General features: G+C 64.5%; 14 protein-coding genes, 1 tRNA gene and 1 pseudogene. 7 read left to right on the top strand and 9 right to left on the bottom strand.

Annotated features, from left to right (window positions below; all coding sequences use genetic code 11):
* Window positions 1-140 precede the first annotated feature (140 nt).
* Window positions 141-443, bottom strand: coding sequence for a DUF4193 domain-containing protein (locus QFZ60_RS09950; protein ID WP_018761323.1), 303 nt, complete (start codon window positions 441-443; stop codon window positions 141-143).
* A 205-nt stretch (window positions 444-648) separates the two neighbouring features.
* Here QFZ60_RS09950 and QFZ60_RS09945 point away from each other — a divergent pair, with 205 nt between their 5' ends.
* The 3 genes from QFZ60_RS09945 to QFZ60_RS09935 all read left to right on the top strand — a co-directional run bounded on the left by QFZ60_RS09945 (window position 649) and on the right by QFZ60_RS09935 (window position 3,065).
* Window positions 649-1,791 (top strand): glycosyltransferase family 9 protein, encoded by a 1,143-nt coding sequence (locus QFZ60_RS09945; RefSeq protein WP_307090161.1) that lies wholly within the window; start codon window positions 649-651, stop codon window positions 1,789-1,791.
* On the top strand, window positions 1,788-2,759 hold the full coding sequence (locus QFZ60_RS09940) for a glycosyltransferase family 9 protein (protein WP_307090159.1): 972 nt from the start codon (window positions 1,788-1,790) through the stop codon (window positions 2,757-2,759). The genes QFZ60_RS09945 and QFZ60_RS09940 overlap by 4 nt, the downstream gene beginning before the upstream one ends.
* Window positions 2,760-2,834: 75 nt before the next feature.
* Window positions 2,835-3,065 carry a hypothetical protein gene (locus QFZ60_RS09935; RefSeq protein WP_307090157.1) on the top strand — a complete coding sequence of 77 codons (231 nt, stop codon included), beginning with the start codon at window positions 2,835-2,837 and terminating at the stop codon, window positions 3,063-3,065.
* Between the two features lie 134 nt (window positions 3,066-3,199).
* Here the strand turns inward: QFZ60_RS09935 and QFZ60_RS09930 are convergent, their stop codons facing one another.
* Both QFZ60_RS09930 and QFZ60_RS09925 read right to left on the bottom strand, forming a co-directional pair.
* On the bottom strand, window positions 3,200-4,225 hold the full coding sequence (locus tag QFZ60_RS09930; RefSeq protein ID WP_307090155.1) for an NADPH:quinone reductase: 1,026 nt from the start codon (window positions 4,223-4,225) through the stop codon (window positions 3,200-3,202).
* A 126-nt stretch (window positions 4,226-4,351) separates the two neighbouring features.
* Window positions 4,352-5,959: a phospholipase D-like domain-containing protein gene (locus tag QFZ60_RS09925; RefSeq protein WP_307090153.1), complete on the bottom strand. Its 1,608-nt coding sequence runs from the start codon at window positions 5,957-5,959 to the stop codon at window positions 4,352-4,354.
* Window positions 5,960-6,228: 269 nt separating this feature from the next.
* On the opposite strand from QFZ60_RS09925, the gene QFZ60_RS09920 reads away from it, so the two are divergent.
* Window positions 6,229-6,690, top strand: a complete 462-nt coding sequence (locus tag QFZ60_RS09920; RefSeq protein WP_307090151.1) for a GatB/YqeY domain-containing protein — start codon at window positions 6,229-6,231, stop codon at window positions 6,688-6,690.
* 489 nt (window positions 6,691-7,179) lie between these two features.
* Window positions 7,180-8,460 carry an alpha/beta fold hydrolase gene (locus tag QFZ60_RS09915; RefSeq protein WP_307090149.1) on the top strand — a complete coding sequence of 427 codons (1,281 nt, stop codon included), beginning with the start codon at window positions 7,180-7,182 and terminating at the stop codon, window positions 8,458-8,460.
* A gap of 104 nt (window positions 8,461-8,564) precedes the next feature.
* On the opposite strand, the gene QFZ60_RS09910 is transcribed toward QFZ60_RS09915, so the two are convergent.
* The 4 genes from QFZ60_RS09910 to QFZ60_RS09895 all read right to left on the bottom strand — a co-directional run bounded on the left by QFZ60_RS09910 (window position 8,565) and on the right by QFZ60_RS09895 (window position 13,503).
* Entirely contained in the window at window positions 8,565-8,963 is a 399-nt protein-coding gene (locus tag QFZ60_RS09910; RefSeq protein WP_307090147.1) for a cupin domain-containing protein, read from the bottom strand.
* A 20-nt stretch (window positions 8,964-8,983) separates the two neighbouring features.
* The gene (locus QFZ60_RS09905; RefSeq protein ID WP_307090145.1) at window positions 8,984-9,331 is read right to left on the bottom strand and encodes a cytoplasmic protein; all 348 of its coding nucleotides are present in this window, start codon (window positions 9,329-9,331) and stop codon (window positions 8,984-8,986) included.
* Between the two features lie 727 nt (window positions 9,332-10,058).
* Window positions 10,059-11,093 carry an AAA family ATPase gene (locus tag QFZ60_RS09900; protein ID WP_307090144.1) on the bottom strand — a complete coding sequence of 345 codons (1,035 nt, stop codon included), beginning with the start codon at window positions 11,091-11,093 and terminating at the stop codon, window positions 10,059-10,061.
* 70 nt (window positions 11,094-11,163) lie between these two features.
* The gene (locus QFZ60_RS09895) at window positions 11,164-13,503 is read right to left on the bottom strand and encodes a hypothetical protein (RefSeq protein WP_307090142.1); all 2,340 of its coding nucleotides are present in this window, start codon (window positions 13,501-13,503) and stop codon (window positions 11,164-11,166) included.
* Between the two features lie 365 nt (window positions 13,504-13,868).
* Between QFZ60_RS09895 and QFZ60_RS09890 the strand changes: the two are divergent.
* Window positions 13,869-14,595: pseudogene (locus QFZ60_RS09890) on the top strand (PspA/IM30 family protein).
* 210 nt (window positions 14,596-14,805) lie between these two features.
* Here the strand turns inward: QFZ60_RS09890 and QFZ60_RS09885 are convergent.
* On the bottom strand, window positions 14,806-14,982 hold the full coding sequence (locus QFZ60_RS09885; RefSeq protein ID WP_307090140.1) for a hypothetical protein: 177 nt from the start codon (window positions 14,980-14,982) through the stop codon (window positions 14,806-14,808).
* Between the two features lie 227 nt (window positions 14,983-15,209).
* Window positions 15,210-15,292: transfer RNA gene (locus QFZ60_RS09880), tRNA-Leu, on the bottom strand.
* A 169-nt stretch (window positions 15,293-15,461) separates the two neighbouring features.
* Here QFZ60_RS09880 and QFZ60_RS09875 point away from each other — a divergent pair.
* Window positions 15,462-16,766: a M20/M25/M40 family metallo-hydrolase gene (locus QFZ60_RS09875; RefSeq protein WP_307090138.1), complete on the top strand. Its 1,305-nt coding sequence runs from the start codon at window positions 15,462-15,464 to the stop codon at window positions 16,764-16,766.
* Window positions 16,767-16,776 lie beyond the last annotated feature (10 nt).

Genomic DNA, 16,776 nt, shown 5'->3' with positions numbered 1-16,776 from the left:
TAATTGTCTTCTCCAACGCTACGCACCCCAGCTGGGCGCTGGCTTACAGGCGTCGGCTTAAAGCCGAAAGGCACGCCTTGTGCGGCGTGCCTTTCGGCTTTGGTCGGGTCGTTGGGATTACCGCCCCGGGAAGGTACTGATTAGCCTTCGCACTCGGTGCAGTAGCTGTGGCCGTCTTTTTGACGGGCAATCTGCGACCGGTGGCGGACCAGGAAGCAGGAATAGCAGGTGAACTCATCCTCAGCCTGCGGGATGACCTGGACTACGAGCTCCTCAGCGACAAATTCGCCGCCAGGGACGCCGGCGCCGTCCAGTCCGTCAGCCTCATCCAACTCCTGCACAACACTGCGGGCGTCGGGAGCATTTGCTGACTGGAGCTGCTCGAGTGAGTTGTCCTGCGATTCCTTGACGTCGGAACGCAGTTCATCGTAATCGGTTGCCACTTTGGGTGCTTCTCTTTTCTTTGATTGGCTGTCGGGTATGAAACGTACAGCATAGGGCGGGTATTCCCCAACAGGGAGGGTAGATCTGCCGCCTATTGGGTAAAGGTTCAAAAGGAGAAGCCGCAGGTTTTGTATGCGCACTGCGGCTGCATGGGCAGTGGTGGGACCGTGTGCCGGTTCCCCTGCATGACGGAAGGGGCAATGTGTGGAACAACTCACCGCAGAGTTCGGAGGTGCAGGACAAGTCGGTGTGGGCGTCGGTCCTGTGCTGGAGAAGTTCGTCGACGTGTCCAGGATTGTCGTCCTCCGTGGTGGGGGACTGGGCGACCTGATTTTCGCCATCCCGGCGATGGCCGCGTTGAAGGCGGCGTATCCCGGATCCACCATCACACTGCTGGGAACTCCTATCCACAAGGCGCTGCTGGGAGCCCTGAAGAGCCCAGTGGATGAGGTGGTGGTCCTGCCTTTCGCCGAAGGAGTCCGGCCCGGGGAAGAAGATACAGCTGAACTGGACCGCTTTTTTGCTGACATGCGCGGCCGCAGCTTCGACCTCGCTGTTCAGCTGCACGGCGGCGGCCGTTATTCAAATCCCTTCCTGCTGCGGCTGGGCGCCCGCCACACCGTAGGGACCCGGACTGCCGATGCGGCCAGCCTCGAGCGCACCATTCCCTACCTCTATTACCAGCACGAACCACTCAGGGCCTTGGAGGTAGCCGGATTCGCCGGTGCCTTCCCGGTCGATCTCGAAGCACGGCTGGCACCCGCTGCCGGGCTGGCAACCCATAAAGCCGGCGACGGCGTTGGCGACCGTCCTCTCGTGGTAATCCATCCCGGCGCCACTGACCCCCGCCGTCGTTGGCCCGCTGAAAAGTTCGCTGAACTTGCCGCAGCCTGCGCTGCCGATGGCTCGCAGGTGGTCATCATTGGGGACAGCAGCGAGCAGGATCTCGCGGAGGGGATCGCGGCCCGGGCGGGATCGGCGGCTGTTCATTCCGTGGCCGGCGCATTGGATATGGCAGGGCTTGTGGCGCTGCTGGCGGAATCGGACGTGGTGGTTGCCAACGACAGCGGTCCCCGGCACCTCGCCCAGGCGCTCGGTGTGCCGACGGTCGGCGTCTTTTGGGCCGGCAACGTGATCAACGCGGGGGCACTGGGCAGAAGCCTGCACCGCGTGCACGCTTCGTGGGTTACGGCGTGCCCCACGTGCGGCATTGACGTGACCCAGGTGGGCTGGACCGCACCCCGGTGCGTCCATGACGACTCTGTAGTGGCTGGGATCGGTGTGCAGGAGGTCTACGAGGATGTCCTCAGCCTCGCTGCCACGGTTTTCGCAAAGCAGGACGCATGAGCGGCCCGATGACGGCGGGACCAGCGAGCGATCGGCTTCCCGCTGACGGTAAACCGGAGCTCCTGGTCCTGCGGGCCTTGAAGCTGGGCGACCTGCTGGTGGCCGTACCCGCGCTGAAAGGCATCCGGCGGGCGTTTCCCGAACACCGGCTGCGCTACGCAGCGCAGGGGTGGCTGTCGGAAGCCCTGGGGCTGGTGGGCGGATACGAACTGTTCCCCACGCACGGCCTGGACGAGCCATTGGCGATGGAACCGGGACTGGTGGATGTGGCCGTGAACCTGCACGGCAGCGGCCCGGAGAGCCAGGGGCGGATTGAGGCACTGAAGGCCAGGCAGACCGTTGGCCACCGCAGTGCCCACCGGGACGGCCCGCCGTGGAGGCCGGAACTGCACGAGCGCGAACGCTGGGTGAGGCTCCTGGAATGGCATAACATCGAAGCCGACCCGCTGGACGTAGGGCTGAACACGCCCCACGTCCCCAGCCCCGTCCCCGGCGCAACAGTCCTTCACGTCGGGGCTGCCTACGGCAGCAGGCTCTGGCCGGCGGAACGCTTTGCGGCGGTGGCAGCGGCCCTCGCAGAAGCCGGGCATCAGGTGGTGTTCACCGGCGGGACCTCGGAAAGGAATCGCGCCGAGGAAGTGTGCCGGCTCGCAGGACTCCCGGGCACCACCATGCTGGCCGGTGTGCTGGGTCTCGGAGAGTTCGCGGCGACGATCGCCGCTGCACGCCTGGTGGTCTCTGCCGACACCGGCGCCGCACACCTGGCTTCCGCCTACGGGACTCCTTCCGTCGTGCTTTTTGGGCCGGCCCCACCCGAAATTTGGGGGCCGCCCCCGGGGCCCCACGTTGTCCTGACCCGCGCGGAACTGCGGCGCGGGGACACGTTCGCAACCCAGCCGGATCCTGCCCTGCTTGCCGTCCAGGTTCCCGACGTCATGGCTGCCGTCAGGGAGCTGGGACTGCTGTAGACCCTGCGGGTTTGCGCTCCAATAATGCGGGTTTGCAGGGGGTGGCTTTGGGCCCGAGGGCCTAAAATTGGATGCATGAGCACTGAGCTGGTAATTGCTTTGGTGTTGGGTTCGGCGTTCTTATGGGTCACCATAACGCTGACCATCCTCTCTGCCATTGACCGGCCCGAAAGGAAAGCGCGCCGGCAGGAACGGCGCGAACTCCGCATGGAGAATCGGCGAACTGACTACCGTCCGGTTGCCGCAGGTTCCCATCCCCAGGCAGGGACCCGGCATCCGCGCGGCCGCAGGCTGCACCTGCATTGACGACGGCGGGACCCGCCCGGGTGCATCGGCGTGGAGCACCCGGGCGGGAAAGCATGTTCAGCCCGGCGCCCGCCGTCGTCCGCCTTGCGCTCTGTGGGCCTGGCCGCCGGTCAGTTGGCCGGGGCCTGTCCTGTTCAGGGTGCCGCTGCCACGTCGATAAGCACCTTTCCGACCGTTCCCTGCTCCACTGTATCGTGGGCTGAGGCTGTCTCCGCGAGGGCAAAGCGCTTCAGGGGCAGCCCGTGTTCTTCGCCTACCCGGAGCGCGCCTGCGGCGAGGGCCTCGGCAACGCCGGCCACCGCATTCTGTTTCTGCTCGTCCGTGACGGTGTAGGTGAGGATGAATTGATAGCGCACATTCCTGGTCATGCTTTCGCGGATGGGGACCGTGAGCGATTCGCCGGGGTTGGCGGCGTAAATCGAGATGGTCCCGCCGGGCTTGAGCACGTGCAGGTCGGCGTCGATGTTCGCCGGTGCGTTGACGTCCACGATGATGTCCACTCCGCCGGGGGCTGCCTCATGGACGGCCTGGACGACGTCGGCCTGCCGATAGTTGATAACCGTGGCGGCGCCGGCGCGGAGGGCTAGTTCCGCTTTCCGTTCTCCGCTGACGGTTGTGATGACGGCAGCACCGGCCCACCGTGCCAGCTGTATGGCTGCGTGGCCGACGGCGCCTGCACCGCCGGTGACCAGCACGGTCCGGCCTGCCAGGGCGCCGGGGGAAAGCCTGGCCGGTCCATCCTCGCTCGACGTCAGCGCCCGGTGCGCTGTCAGTGCGGGAATCCCGAGCGAAGCGCCGGTGTCAAAGGATTCGGCGTCGGGGAGCGCCACCGCTTTGTGGGCGGGCACCACGACGAATTCCTGTGCGGTTCCATCATTGCTGCCCCAGGCCACATCCCACAGCCATACGCGGTCGCCCACGCCGAATCCTGTCACTCCCGGACCCAGCTGGTCGATGACACCGGCTCCGTCCTGGTTCGGAACCCTGGCGGCATCCAGTTTGCTGCTTCCACTTCCGGCCCGTGACTTCCAGTCGGTGGGGTTAACTCCGGATACCACCAGCCGGACCCGGACCTCACCCGGACCTGCGTCCGTCACAGGCTTGTCCAGGAACTGCAGCACCGATGATGGACCGGTTTCCTCGTACACAATTGCCTTCACGTCTTCTCCCACGTCCGGATGCACTGCTTTACCGCTCAAACCTACCGAATCTCCGCTGCCCGGGGAGCCGGGAAGGGGCAGGGGAAACGCCCAGGCGGAACCGGGCAGGCGGCCGCCAGGCAGTCCCTAGAAGCGGGGCGTGCCGCGGAGCCGGCGGGGCCGGCCGTCAGGGTCCACGAGGAACCGGTAGATGGGATCGGCCCACAGGCGCTGGAGTGGAGGGACGGGTTCAGTGACATGGTGGCGCACCTGCCCTGCCGGGCGGGGCGTACGGCGGCCGCCGCGGTGCCACTGGTCCAGCGCATCCGCCGTGTCCTTCCACAGCTGCAGTGGTGCCCCGTTTCCGTGGAGCCGTGGATCGTCCTGCTCAAGGCCCAGGTGTTCCGCCCAGAGCTCGAGCCTCAGGTCCTTTGCGAGCGGCTGGTGTGGCAGGGAACCGGATTCCGTGGGTGTCATGCTGTCGGCGGAGGTGTCGATTACTGCGCAGGTAAGCTCGCTGTCGGTGGTCCAGGACCGCCGGTTGAAATTGTCTGATCCGCAGGTGAACCAGGTGTCGTCGATGATGCAGATCTTGGCGTGGACGTAGACCGGCACCCCCTGGCTGTTCTCAAGGTCGAATATCCCTACCCTGTCAGGCGCGGCCCGGCGGAGCATGCTGATGGCGCGCAGTTGCCCAAGCCGCTTGGGCGGTCCACTCAGCGGGCCATCGGTGTCCGGGTACCTGGGCACCACAATGATCACGTTCAGCCCGGGGTTGCGTTCCAGGGCGGTTGCGATTCCCCCCGCCACCTCTGTGGACCACAGATATTGATCTTCGACGTAGATGAGCGAACGGGCCTGGGCGAACGCCTTCGCATAAGCACGCGCTATGCTCCGTTCGCCGTGTGGTGCGAAGGGGAACGGCGGGTGCTTTACACCGTAGGTGCGCAGCAGTTGCACGGCGTGCGGACCTGCCGGAGGTGGGGGAGGAGCGGACTCTGGAAGAGGTTTTGGATGCCTGGGCATACGGGCCAGGCGCTGCAGCAGCATCCGGTAGGGGGTCCGCCGGTCCAGCGGGTGGGGATCATTCCACCGCTCGGCGAAAACCGCCAGCACATCTGCAACCACCGGGCCGCGCAGTTCAAGGGCGGCATCGTGCCACGGGGGCCTCTGCCCGTAACGGGAATCCATCTTCACCGCCTGGGGGTCTCCCGGATGGCCGGCGTTGTCGCGGCGGCTGTGCGAAAGGTCCAGTCCACCCACAAACGCCACGTCGAGGGAGGGGTCGTTACGACGGCGGATGACCACCAGTTTTTGGTGATGGGAGCCGAAGAGACGCACACGCTGGTCCAGGAGCGCCTCGCCGCCGGAGTCGTTGATCTGCCGGCTGAGAAGTTCATTGGAGCGGCCGCTGATAGGGGCGGACACCCGTTCACCATGGGATCTCCAAACGAGGCCCCGTACTTCCACGCCAGAACGCGCAAGCCCTGCGAGCAACCCGCCAATGGTCGTGCCACCTGCCTCCAGCTGCTCGTCGGCATCGCCGCGCCAGTCCGTGAACCACACCCGGTCTCCCGCCTGCAGCACCGACAGCTCTTCATGCAGCCTGGAAAAGTAGGCTGCTCCGTGTATCAGGGGACGCACCAGGTTGCCTTCCGACCAGGAGCCGGATTCCGTACCGGCAGCCTGGACATCCGATGCAGCGTTTCCCCGCTCAGCCCGGCTCAGAAACCATTTGCCGACCGTGCTGTCCACTTGGCGCTCCTTCCGGGGCCCGGGGGACAGGCCGCTGCGTTTCCAAACTAGCCTACGGCCGGGCATGAACCTGCCCCTTCTGGTGGACGGCACCAAAAACGTTCAAAGCAGCAACGCCAACCGGGGCGTCGGGAATAGGCTTATGCAGGATCGTCCCACGTGCGGGCACTGTGGCCGCTCCGGCTCCCGCAAAGTGGGGCCGGTGGTATTGGACTGCCGGCCACGGCATCCCTATAGCTCCCATCCCAACGAAAGAATGAGTCAGACCCATGTCACTGAAGGAAAAGCTGAAGGGCGATGTCATCGTCCACATGAAGGCGGGCAACAAGGTTGGCCTGACAACTGTGCGCAACGTCCTGGGCGAAATCGAGACGCGGGAGAAATCCGGCAAGACCCCCGTGGAGCTCGATGACCTGCAGATCACCGCCCTCCTGCAGAAGGAAGCGGCCAAACGCCGTGACACCGCCGCCACCTATTCTTCGGCCGGCCACGACGACCGGGCCCAGGCCGAGATCGCCGAAGCCGAGATCATCGAGGCCTACCTCCCTAAAGCCCTGACCCGGGCGGAAGCTGAACACATCGTTGATGAGGTCATCGCCGGCCTGAAAGCGGAGGGCACGGAACTGACGATGCGCTCCATGGGCGCGGTGATGAAATCCGTTACCCCGAAAATTGGCGGCCGCTTCGACGGCAAGGCCATCAGCGAGATTGTGAAGGCCCGCCTGGCGTGATCCTGAAGACCGGGCCCACACCGGGACATGGGATATGGGCCGGCGGCGATTGGGGGGCGGCATCCGGTCTCAGAGATGCCTTGGCCGCCGGCCCTGTCCCTATGTGTAAGGCCCTGCCCCAGCAGCAGGATCTTGTTCTCAACGGTAAGGCCCGTTCCTAAACGGCAGCCCACGTTCGCCGCAAGTTTCGCTCAAGACCGGGCCCGGCAGCCCTCTTGGATTCGACGTCCCGGGCACGGATCGGAATCCCAACGGAAAGCAGGGTCAAACCCTGGAATCCGGGCCTATAGTCAAAGGGACGGCACGCGCCATTTGTGGGGGGATTGACTGTACTCGCGCCGAGCCGCTTTACAACGAATCGAGCCCACCGTGGCCGCTACCCCCAGAACGCCCCTTCCCGGCCCCCGTCCCCTGCACAGTGGTCGAAAACACCCATCCGGCCAGAGTCCCGTAGCAAGATGGCGCATTGGCTGGGTTGTGGCCGGAACAATGGCAGCAGGACTCTTCATTGCAGTGCTCCTGGCCGCTGCCCCTTTCATCCGGGCGCGTGAGAGCGAAGTCACGGGCGCCGTGCTGTGCGGCTTTGCGGTGGGATGGGGCCTGTTGGCCCTTCTGTCAGTCCGGTTCACTGACCAGCCGCAGCGATGGGCTGTGGCACCTGCACTCTTCATGGGGGTGTCCGGTTTACTGTTGGCGTGGTTCGGCGCCCCCGTGGATGTCGTGTTCAGCTGGGTGTGGCCGCCCGCCCTGCTGGCTTTGGTGATCTGGATGTTTTTCCGTTCACGCCGGCAACTGCATAGCCGGAGCAGGCGATGGGTGCTGTACCCGGTCATCGCGGTGCTGGCGCTTGCCTCGGTAGGTGGCGCCTACCAGACCCTGGGCGCCGCGGCAGACGCGAGAGACTTCCCAATGCCCGGCCAGCTGGTGGACGTCGGCGGCTACAGCCTGCACCTCAACTGCACTGGGACGGGAAGCCCCACCGTGGTGCTCCAGCCCGGAGCCGGTGAGATGTCGTCCAACCATGCCTTGCTTTCAGCTGCAGTCTCCGGCCGGACAAGGGTGTGTGTCTACGATCGGGCCGGCAGGGGCTGGAGCGGGCCCGCCGACACGGTCCAGGACGCCGCACAGATAGCTGCCGACCTCCATAACCTGCTGCACAGCGGCAAGGTTCCGGGACCTTACGTGCTGGCTGGTCATTCCTTTGGCGGTCTCTATGTGCAGACCTTCGCCGCCAACTACCCCGACGAGGTCGCGGGCATGGTGCTTATCGACTCTACGGACCGCGCACCGGCGCCAGTGCCCCGGCCGGTTGCAGCCCGTGGCGGATACGACCTCCTTAGCCGGGTCACGGCCTTCATCTCAATACTGGGCCGGGTTGGTGCGCTGCGTTTGTATGCCCCTTTCGAGGACGTCAACAGCCTCCCGCCACAGCAACGGGACGAAGTCCGCGCCAACATTGCTGACCCAGGCAACATGCGCAGCACTCTTGACGAGTACGTTCAAGCGAACACCTCAATGGAAGAAGCCGCATCACTGCAGGACTTTGCGGGCAAGCCCCTTGTCGTCCTGACAGCGGGCGTCGGCAATGACGCCAGGCACGAGGCTTCGCAGAACGGCCTGGCCTCGCTGTCCACCAACAGCCTTCACAAAACCATCGATTTTGCGTCCCATGAAGCACTCGTCGTCGAACCGGACGCCGCGGCAGTCACCGCCCAGGCAATCCTGGACGTCGTCAGTTCGGTGAGGACTGCTGCGCCCCTGGCTAAGTGATGCGGGGGGCCTTACCAGCGTGAGGGCTACGGCCGGCCACTGTACTGATCACAGTGACCGGCCGAGGTCCCGCATTAGTTGGTAGACCCACCCTGCGCAGCCTGCTACTGCGTCGTCCGCTCGTGGAAGGGCGTGGATTCGTCCGGATCGCTGTCAGTATTTTGGTAATAGCGGACTTCGAACATTTTGGCGCCGGTTGCCGAGACCCAGGGGCCATGCTTCATCCCCGGCGGGCGGGTAGCCCAGTCACCCGTGTTGAAAGTGCGGTTCAAACGCTGGTCGACGAATGAACCTTCGAAGATGAATACCTCTTCCCAAAAGTCATGGACCAGGACACCGTTTGGTGACGTATCCGTTCCCGGCTCAAACTTCAGGATGCGGGTGACACAGCCGGTCCTGTCATCACGCGCCAAGACCGCTTCGGAAAGCCCTTCAATGTGCGGTGTGCAGGGCGTGAACTCCACCGATGACGTCGGAGTGAACTCAAATTCGGGTTTTGCCACTTCGCCTCCAAGTTCGTCGATCAGGAGATGGTTGGTCCCAGTTGTTCCGCCGCGTTACCCGGTGAGGGCGGGGGTTCCTTGAGCTCAATAAAGAATGTGTGGGTATCGCTTGCTCCAATGTTTTCTCCGGAATGCTGCTGTGCCGGAAGCCAACGCGCGACTCCTGCAGGCAGTTCCACCTCGACGGAGTTCCCATTGGACGAGATCCGGCGGCGGAAGGAACTAAGCGTCACCATCACGCTGTCAGGGTGGCTGTGCTCTGTCGTCGAGTGCCCAGGAGAGTCAAGATACTCAAGTACGCGCACGCGTTCGTTTTCAAAAGCGACCCGGTAATTCTCCGGATTCGTCTGGACAGGATCCTTCGCCATGAACGGAATATACGCCTGTGGCAGCCTTCGGAACCAGAGACTTGGGGTCAACGCGTTCCATCGGCGTCTTCAAAGGTGACGCCCTTGGAATCGATGGCTACCGCGCTGGTTGTCGGGCTGCCTTTGTGCCCCGTCGGGAGAAGGCGTTCAGCCGCGGACTCTCCTGATCCTCATCCTGTGTCGCCTGGGGACCTGGGTGGGACTGGTTATGGGGCGGGGGCGCCGCCAGGGCTTGTGGGGCCGATAACTGATGGGGTGAGGAGGCGATGGCGCTGAAGCCACCCGTGAGGACCCTTTCCTCCGGCGCCGCATCTCCAGGAGAACGAGTATGGTCAAGCCGATCCATGCGAAAGCGGCAACGAATATCAAAGCCACCGCCTGAACCGTACTCATGACCCGGCTGCCTGCGCGGAGCCGTGACAGTGCCCACAGAGGCTCCTCCAACGCCCATCAGCGTTGCCCGTGCAGCATGCAACGGGAGCCGTCAGGTGAGGTAATGGAGGGAAAATCCAGGGAGCGTGTTTCGGCAGGATACCCGTCAACGGAAGGTCAGGCGCTGGGCGATGGTCAGCATGGGTGGACATGGCGGTGGCTTTCCGCGACGGTTCGGCTGACTTCATAGCCCAATGAGTCAAGTTTCCGCTCGTGGGGGCGGTGTGGCAATAGCAGGCAGCGTCGGCCATGCCGCAGTCCTGTGGGAACGAAAAGGGTGCGTGGGAAACTGTAGTCAGACGAGCCAGCGCCACCAGCGCGGTTGTTCGGGTTCCGGCGTCGGTTCCGGTTCCGGCTCCTCGCCCAAAGCCAGCGCGGCTTCGACGATGTCGTCCGCGGTGAGTGTCATGACGGCCTCGCGATCGAGCGCATCGAGGCTTTGTTCGTCGTCGAGCGACAGCCGCAGCGCCTGGCGGTTGAGGGCCTGTTCAAACAGTGTACGGGCGAAGCGGGCGTTGCCGGAGTCCTCACCCGCGTGGAGCCCGGTGAAGATGCGGCGGAGCATCTGGTCAGCGCCCGGCTCCAGCCTGTACTCGTGCTGGGCGAGCATCTGGTGGAAGATCGTCTGGAGGGCGTCGACGGAATAGTCGGGGAACGTGATCTCACGGGCGAAGCGGGAGCGCAGGCCGGGGTTCGAGAGCAGGAAGGACTCCATCAGCCGGGGGTACCCGGCTACGATCACCACCAGGCGGTGGCGGTGATCCTCCATCCGCTTGAGCAGGACTTCGATCGCCTCGGGGCCGAAGTCCATCCGGCCGTCCTCCGGTGCCAGCGCATAGGCCTCGTCGATAAACAGGACGCCGTCCAGCGCTCGCCGGATCACCCGGTCTGTTTTGATGGCGGTCGCGCCGACGTATTGCCCCACCAGGCCCGAACGGTCGACCTCAACCAGGTGGCCTTTTTGCAACAGTCCCACGGCGCGGTACATCTCGGCCAGGAGCCGCGCCACGGTGGTCTTGCCCGTGCCAGGGTTTCCCAGGAACACCAGATGCTGTGAAGTGGCCACCTCCGGCAGGCCGTGCGCCTTACGGCGGGCCTGGACCTGGAGCAGTGCGACGAGGCCCCGGACCTGTTCCTTCACGGTTTCCAGCCCCACCAGCGCGTCGAGCTCTGCCTGCACCTCGGACAGCGGCCGTGCCGGCCCGGGCCTCACACCGATGAGATCGCCGACCAGGTCGTCCACACGCTCTGAACCGGGCAGCTTGAGCTGATCGGCCAGATGGCCGATTGTTTCGCGCAGGTCGTCGAGCGGGTGGCGGCTGGGTGCCATGCATCCACTGTAGTACTCGACTCCCGACCGGAGTGGGGTTTGCCCCAGCTTTACCAGCCGCTCCGGACGGTTAGAAGCTGCGGTATTCGATCCGGGCCGGGCCATCGGTGGGAATGATGATCCGCCCGCCCTGGAAGTCCTGGGCGGTGCTGCCGTCGGCCGTGACGTAATTGTCGGTCGTCGGGTAGCTGAGCCTGCCCCACTCGAAGCCGGTCCCGGCCCAGGCGTCGCGGGTCTTGCCGGTCGAGAGCCGAATGCCGGTAGCCGGACTGGAGATCAGTGCCCCTTTCTCGAAGTTGACATATGCGCCGCCGTCCTTCAGCCCGGTCACCTTGTTGGTCCCGGGGAACCCCAGGGCCGGCAGACCGCCGACTGCGTCGAACTTGGAACTGTAGTCCGAGGGCATCGAGTACGCTCCGAGGCGTAGGGACCAGAAGATCGTCCCGCCCTGATAGCTCTGCTTGACGCCGCCGTCGACGGGAATCTCATCGCTGATGGGATAGCCGAGGTAGCCGTTCTCGAAACCTGCCTGTGCCCATGCACCACGGGTGTCGCCGACGGACACATGGGCGCCGCTGGCAGGGGACCAGAGGATGGAGCCGCGCTGGAAGTTCTGGTACAGCCCACCATTCTTGATGGCCATTTGCGGGCTGACGGCTGCCCCAAGGGACCGGCCCATCTCTTCGTGCTTGGCGAAGATGTCCCCGGTAACGGCGTAGGTCCCGACATTCGGCAGGTGATGGATGACACCGCCCTGGTAGTTCTGGGCGGCGCCGCCGGAGATGGCGTACTCGTCCGTGGTCGGATAGCCGAGGGGTCCGTGCTCAAAGCCCTGGCCGGCCCAGACGTTACGGATGGAACCAATGGACAGGACCGGACCCACGCCAGGTGTCAGCAGGATCGCGCCGCCCTGGTAGTTCTGGAACGCGCCGCCGTCTCTGAGGCCGGTGACGACGTCACTGACCGGGTAGCCAAGGCTGCCCCACTCGAAACCGGTAGAGGCCCACTTATCCCGGATTGGACCGGAGCTGATTGCGGCTCCTGATGCCGGCGAGAACAGGATGGCGCCGCCCTGGAAACCCTGCCATGAACCGCCGTCCCTGATGCCCCGGACCTCGTCGGTGGTCGGGTAGCCCAGCGGGCCGTTTTCAGCGCCCTGCGCCCGCCATTTGCCGTTGATGCCGGCGGTAATGGCATGAGTCCCGCTAGTGGGCGAGGCGAAGATGCCGCCACTCTGGTATGCCTGGTAAGAGCCGCCATCCTTCAGGCCAGTAATCACGTCGCTGATGGGGTAGCCAAGTGCACCGTTCTCGAACCCCGTTTCGGCCCACTTATCCCGGATCGGGCCAAAGGCCGAGATGCGGGCACCGCTGGCGGTGGAGTGCATGATGACACCTCCCTGGTAGACCTGGTAGACGCCATCGCCCCTGAGACCACCCACCTCGTCGGTGACCGGGTAGCCCAGCGGTCCGCTTTCGAATCCGAGCGATGCCCACTTGTTCCGGGTGGCGCCCCAGGAGAAGTGCGCGCCGGATCCCGAAGACCAGACAATGGCCCCGCCCTGGTAGTTCTGGAACGTTCCGCCGTCCTTCAGGCCGCCGGTCTCGTTGGAGGAAGGGCTCCCGAGTTGGCCTGCGGGTCCACCGCCCTGCTGGTACTTCTCCGCGATGGCTCCGAAAGGGTTGGAGGAGTACGGCGTGAAGATGTCATCGACCGAACCCATGATGATCCGGTCTCCGGGCCGGTTGCTGCGCAGGAACCTGTTGACCACATCCAGTGTTGTGGAGAGGCAACCGGCGGAGGTGGTCCGGCCGGCGTGCAGGAAGATCGCATAGGAGGCACCCTGCACGGTGTTCATGTCGGGCTGGCGGTTGTAGTTGATTACCGCTGCCTGCTCGTAGTAGCCCTGGTTCATGTAGGTGTAGAGGTTCTCGTCAGAGGACCCGCCGCTGCCCTCGAAGTACTGGTTGTAGGTGGGGCCATGTTCCCCGCCCCAGCGGGAAATGACGTTGACCGTGTGGTACGCCAGAGCTGTCCCGGGGTTGGACCGGCCAAGGGCCTCCGTCACACTGTACGAGCCGGTCGGGGACTTGAAGGTGTCCTCCCAGGTCAGTCCCGGTGGGGCGAAGCCCTTGAGGCCGGCGTAGCCCCAGTCCTGCCATTCCTGCACATAGCTGTTGCCGGATCGGACGCAGCCGGTGATGGTGACAACGTTGGAGTCACGGCTTGTGGCGGTGGCGAAGGTGACGCGGTTGGCGCCGAAGCTGTTGTACTTGACCTGGCCCGCTGAAAGCCGCTGGCAGGGGTTGTTCACCTGAGATGCCGCCTGAGCACTTCCGGCTCCAAGAGTGGCACTGCCCACGACGGCGATCACCGCCAGCGCGAGTGATAGTGGTTTGGTCTTGTGCACAATTCCTTCTTCCCCTTGGGCGCAGCGGGGCGCCCTCTTAATGAGCGGTGAGCGCAGAAGGCCTATAAACCCGTGCTGACATGGGGAAATACTGTTTCTGGCGCGGCTGTCCCTAGGCTACCTGTCCTGCTGCACTTCTCACGCCACCATGTACGCGCGGGGGCGGGTGATAAGTGGGGCTGCGGTTGCCGCGCACATGAAGCCCCTGACCATCCAGCACGGATCTCGCTTGCATTCTGAAGGGTCCGGCACTCACCCGGCCGGCCTTTCCGCTGCCCAGCGGAACCAGGGGCGGCTCCGAGGTGCTGGCATCCGTCGATGCCGTAGACATAAAATTCGAAATCATCACCGATAGAAAGATCCCTGTGAAGCAGAGTATTTTCGCCCGCGTTGCCCAGCTGGCCAAAGCCAATCTGAACTCCCTCCTGGACTCCGCCGAAGACCCGCAGAAGATGCTGGACCAGATGGTCCGGGACTACTCGGAGAACATCCGCGAAGCCGAGTCCGCGATCGCACAGACCATCGGCAACCTCCGGATGGCCGAGGAAGACCACGCCCGCGCCGTGAGCGATGCCAACACCTGGGGCAGCAAGGCGATCGCTGCCTCCCGCAAGGCCGACGAGTTCCGGGCCGCCGGGAACAGCGTGGACGCTGACAAGTTCGACGCCCTGGCCAAGGTTGCCATTGGCCGGCAGATGACCGCGGAATCCACCGCGAAGGCCCAGGAACCGAACCTGGCCGCGCAGAACCAGGTAGTCGACAAGCTCAAGCAGGGCCTGGACCAGATGCGGGGCAAGCTCAGGGAGCTGACCGCGAAGCGGAACGAACTGGTCAGCCGTTCACGCGTGGCCGCAGCCCAGTCCCAGGTCCACGATGCGCTCAAGTCCCTGGACACCGGAGACCCGGCCCTCGGCGATTAGCCGGTACGAGGAGAAGATCCGCCGGCAGGAGGCCACGGTCCGCGGGCAGCAGGAAATCGCCGCCTCATCCCTGGAAGCCCAGTTCGCGTCCCTGGAAGACCTCGGCGAGCAGACCGAAGTGGAAGCACGGCTCGCCGCCCTCAAGTCCATCGACCGGAAAGCCATCGACTAGAAGGCGGCTCTCAGGCCACTGAGTGGACGCGGCATGCGAGGCAGCGGCCGGGTAGGGCCTCTTGGGCTGCATCGCCGAGACGTCGGTGACGGGTTATTCGTCGAGGAGTACACAGGCTCCATTCCTTGCTGGAAGGCTTGGTGAACGCGTCTACGTGGGCCCAGCGGCGATGGCCGCTCCCACGACATTCCGCAGGCATCCGGCACCCAGCTAGGTCTGGGGCACCCTGTCATCGGAGTTCCGGGTCTCCGCGCTCTGGACATGGCTCCTGGGCTCGGCCGGCGGCCGGCTCCGGGCTTTGACCAAGGCAATCAGTAAGGTCAGGATGGTGCCCATCCAGGCAATTGCGGCCAGGAACACCAGGCTGATTGCCGCTAAGGGGTGCATGCCGAAAGCCTAGGACTTAAAGAGTGCGAATCCCGGATGCAACTCCGCAGCCTCGCGGCCGGAATTTTCGCAACCCAGGCGTCCGAAGCTGGGATGAAAGCATCAGGGAACGAAAAAAGTGCGCCCCGTTCGCTGAGCGCACCCTTCTCGATTCCCATAGGAAGCCAGCGTGGTTGGAGATACGAGAAAGCCCCGGAAAATCAGTGATTTTCCGGGGCTTCCGTTTGTGCGCGGAGGGGGACTTGAACCCCCACCCCCTTTCGAGGACTAGCACCTCAAGCTAGCGCGTCTGCCATTCCGCCACCCGCGCAGGTGGTATTTCGGGAAGCCGTCCCGCCTTTCAGCGTTTCGCGCCTCTCCGAAGCAGCGAGAAAAACTCTAACATGACTTTCCGGGAACAACGAATCGAGGCAAGTAGGTAGGCTGAGGACAGCGATTCAGCTCGTGCCAACCAGTCATTCCCTACCAAGGAGCCTCCAATGCCTAACGTCCTGCCCGAGGATGAAGTTGTCCGGATTTGCCAGGAACTCATCCGGATCGACACCTCCAACTACGGCGACGGGTCAGGGCCGGGGGAGCGCGCCGCGGCAGAGTATGCCGCAGGACTGATCGAGGAAGTGGGGCTGGACGCGGAGATCTTCGAATCCGCCCCTGGCAGGGCCAACGTTGTGACCAGGATGGCAGGGGAGGACCCCTCCGCCAGTGCCCTGGTGGTCCACGGCCACCTTGACGTCGTTCCGGCCCTGCGCGACCAGTGGTCTGTGGACCCCTTTGGCGCGGAACTGAAGGATGGCCTCATCTGGGGCCGCGGCGCCGTCGACATGAAGGACATGGACGCCATGATCCTTTCAGTCCTGCGGAACTTCGCGCGGGAAGGCAGGAAGCCCAAGCGGGACATCATCTTTGCGTTCTTCGCTGACGAGGAGGCCGGCGGCGTCTACGGCGCGCGCTATGCCGTGGACAACCGACCGGAACTTTTCGAGGGCGCCACCGAGGCCATCTCCGAGGTGGGCGGATTCTCCGCAACGATCGGCGGGCAGCGGACCTACCTGCTGCAGACGGCGGAGAAGGGCATTTCGTGGCTCCGGCTCATTGCCCACGGACGGGCAGGCCACGGCTCGCAGATCAACACCGACAACGCCGTGACCCGCCTGGCAGCCGCCGTCACGCGTATCGGCGAATACAAGTGGCCCATCGAGCTCACTCCCACCACCCGGCAGTTCCTTGACGGAGTGACCGAACTCACCGGTGTCGAGTTCGACGCCGACAATCCTGACCTCCTGCTCAACCAGCTTGGCACCGTGGCCAGGTTCGTCGGGGCCACCTTGCAGAACACCACGAACCCCACGCTTCTCAAGGGCGGCTACAAGCACAACGTCATCCCCGAGTCTGCCGAAGCCCTGGTTGATTGCCGCACCCTGCCCGGCCAGGAACAGCAGGTGCTCGAAATCGTGCGCGAACTCGCCGGCAACGGGGTGGACGTCAGCTACGTCCACAACGATGTCTCCCTCGAGGTCCCGTTCGCGGGCAACCTGGTGGACTCGATGATCGACGCCCTGCACAAAGAGGACCCCGGCGCGAAAGTACTGCCCTACACGCTTTCGGGCGGCACGGACAACAAGTCGCTCAGCCGGCTGGGCATCACCGGCTACGGCTTCGCGCCCCTGATGCTCCCGGACGAGCTGGACTTCACGGGCATGTTCCATGGCGTGGACGAGCGTGTGCCGGCGGATTCCCTCAAGTTCGGCGCCCGGGTGCTGAACACCCTGCTGACCAACTACTAAGGGGAGCTGC

Source organism: Arthrobacter sp. B2I5 (assembly GCF_030816735.1).
Taxonomy (GTDB): domain Bacteria; phylum Actinomycetota; class Actinomycetes; order Actinomycetales; family Micrococcaceae; genus Arthrobacter.
The sequence above is the reverse complement of the archived record's forward strand: the minus strand, read 5'-3'. Positions and strand labels throughout refer to the sequence as shown.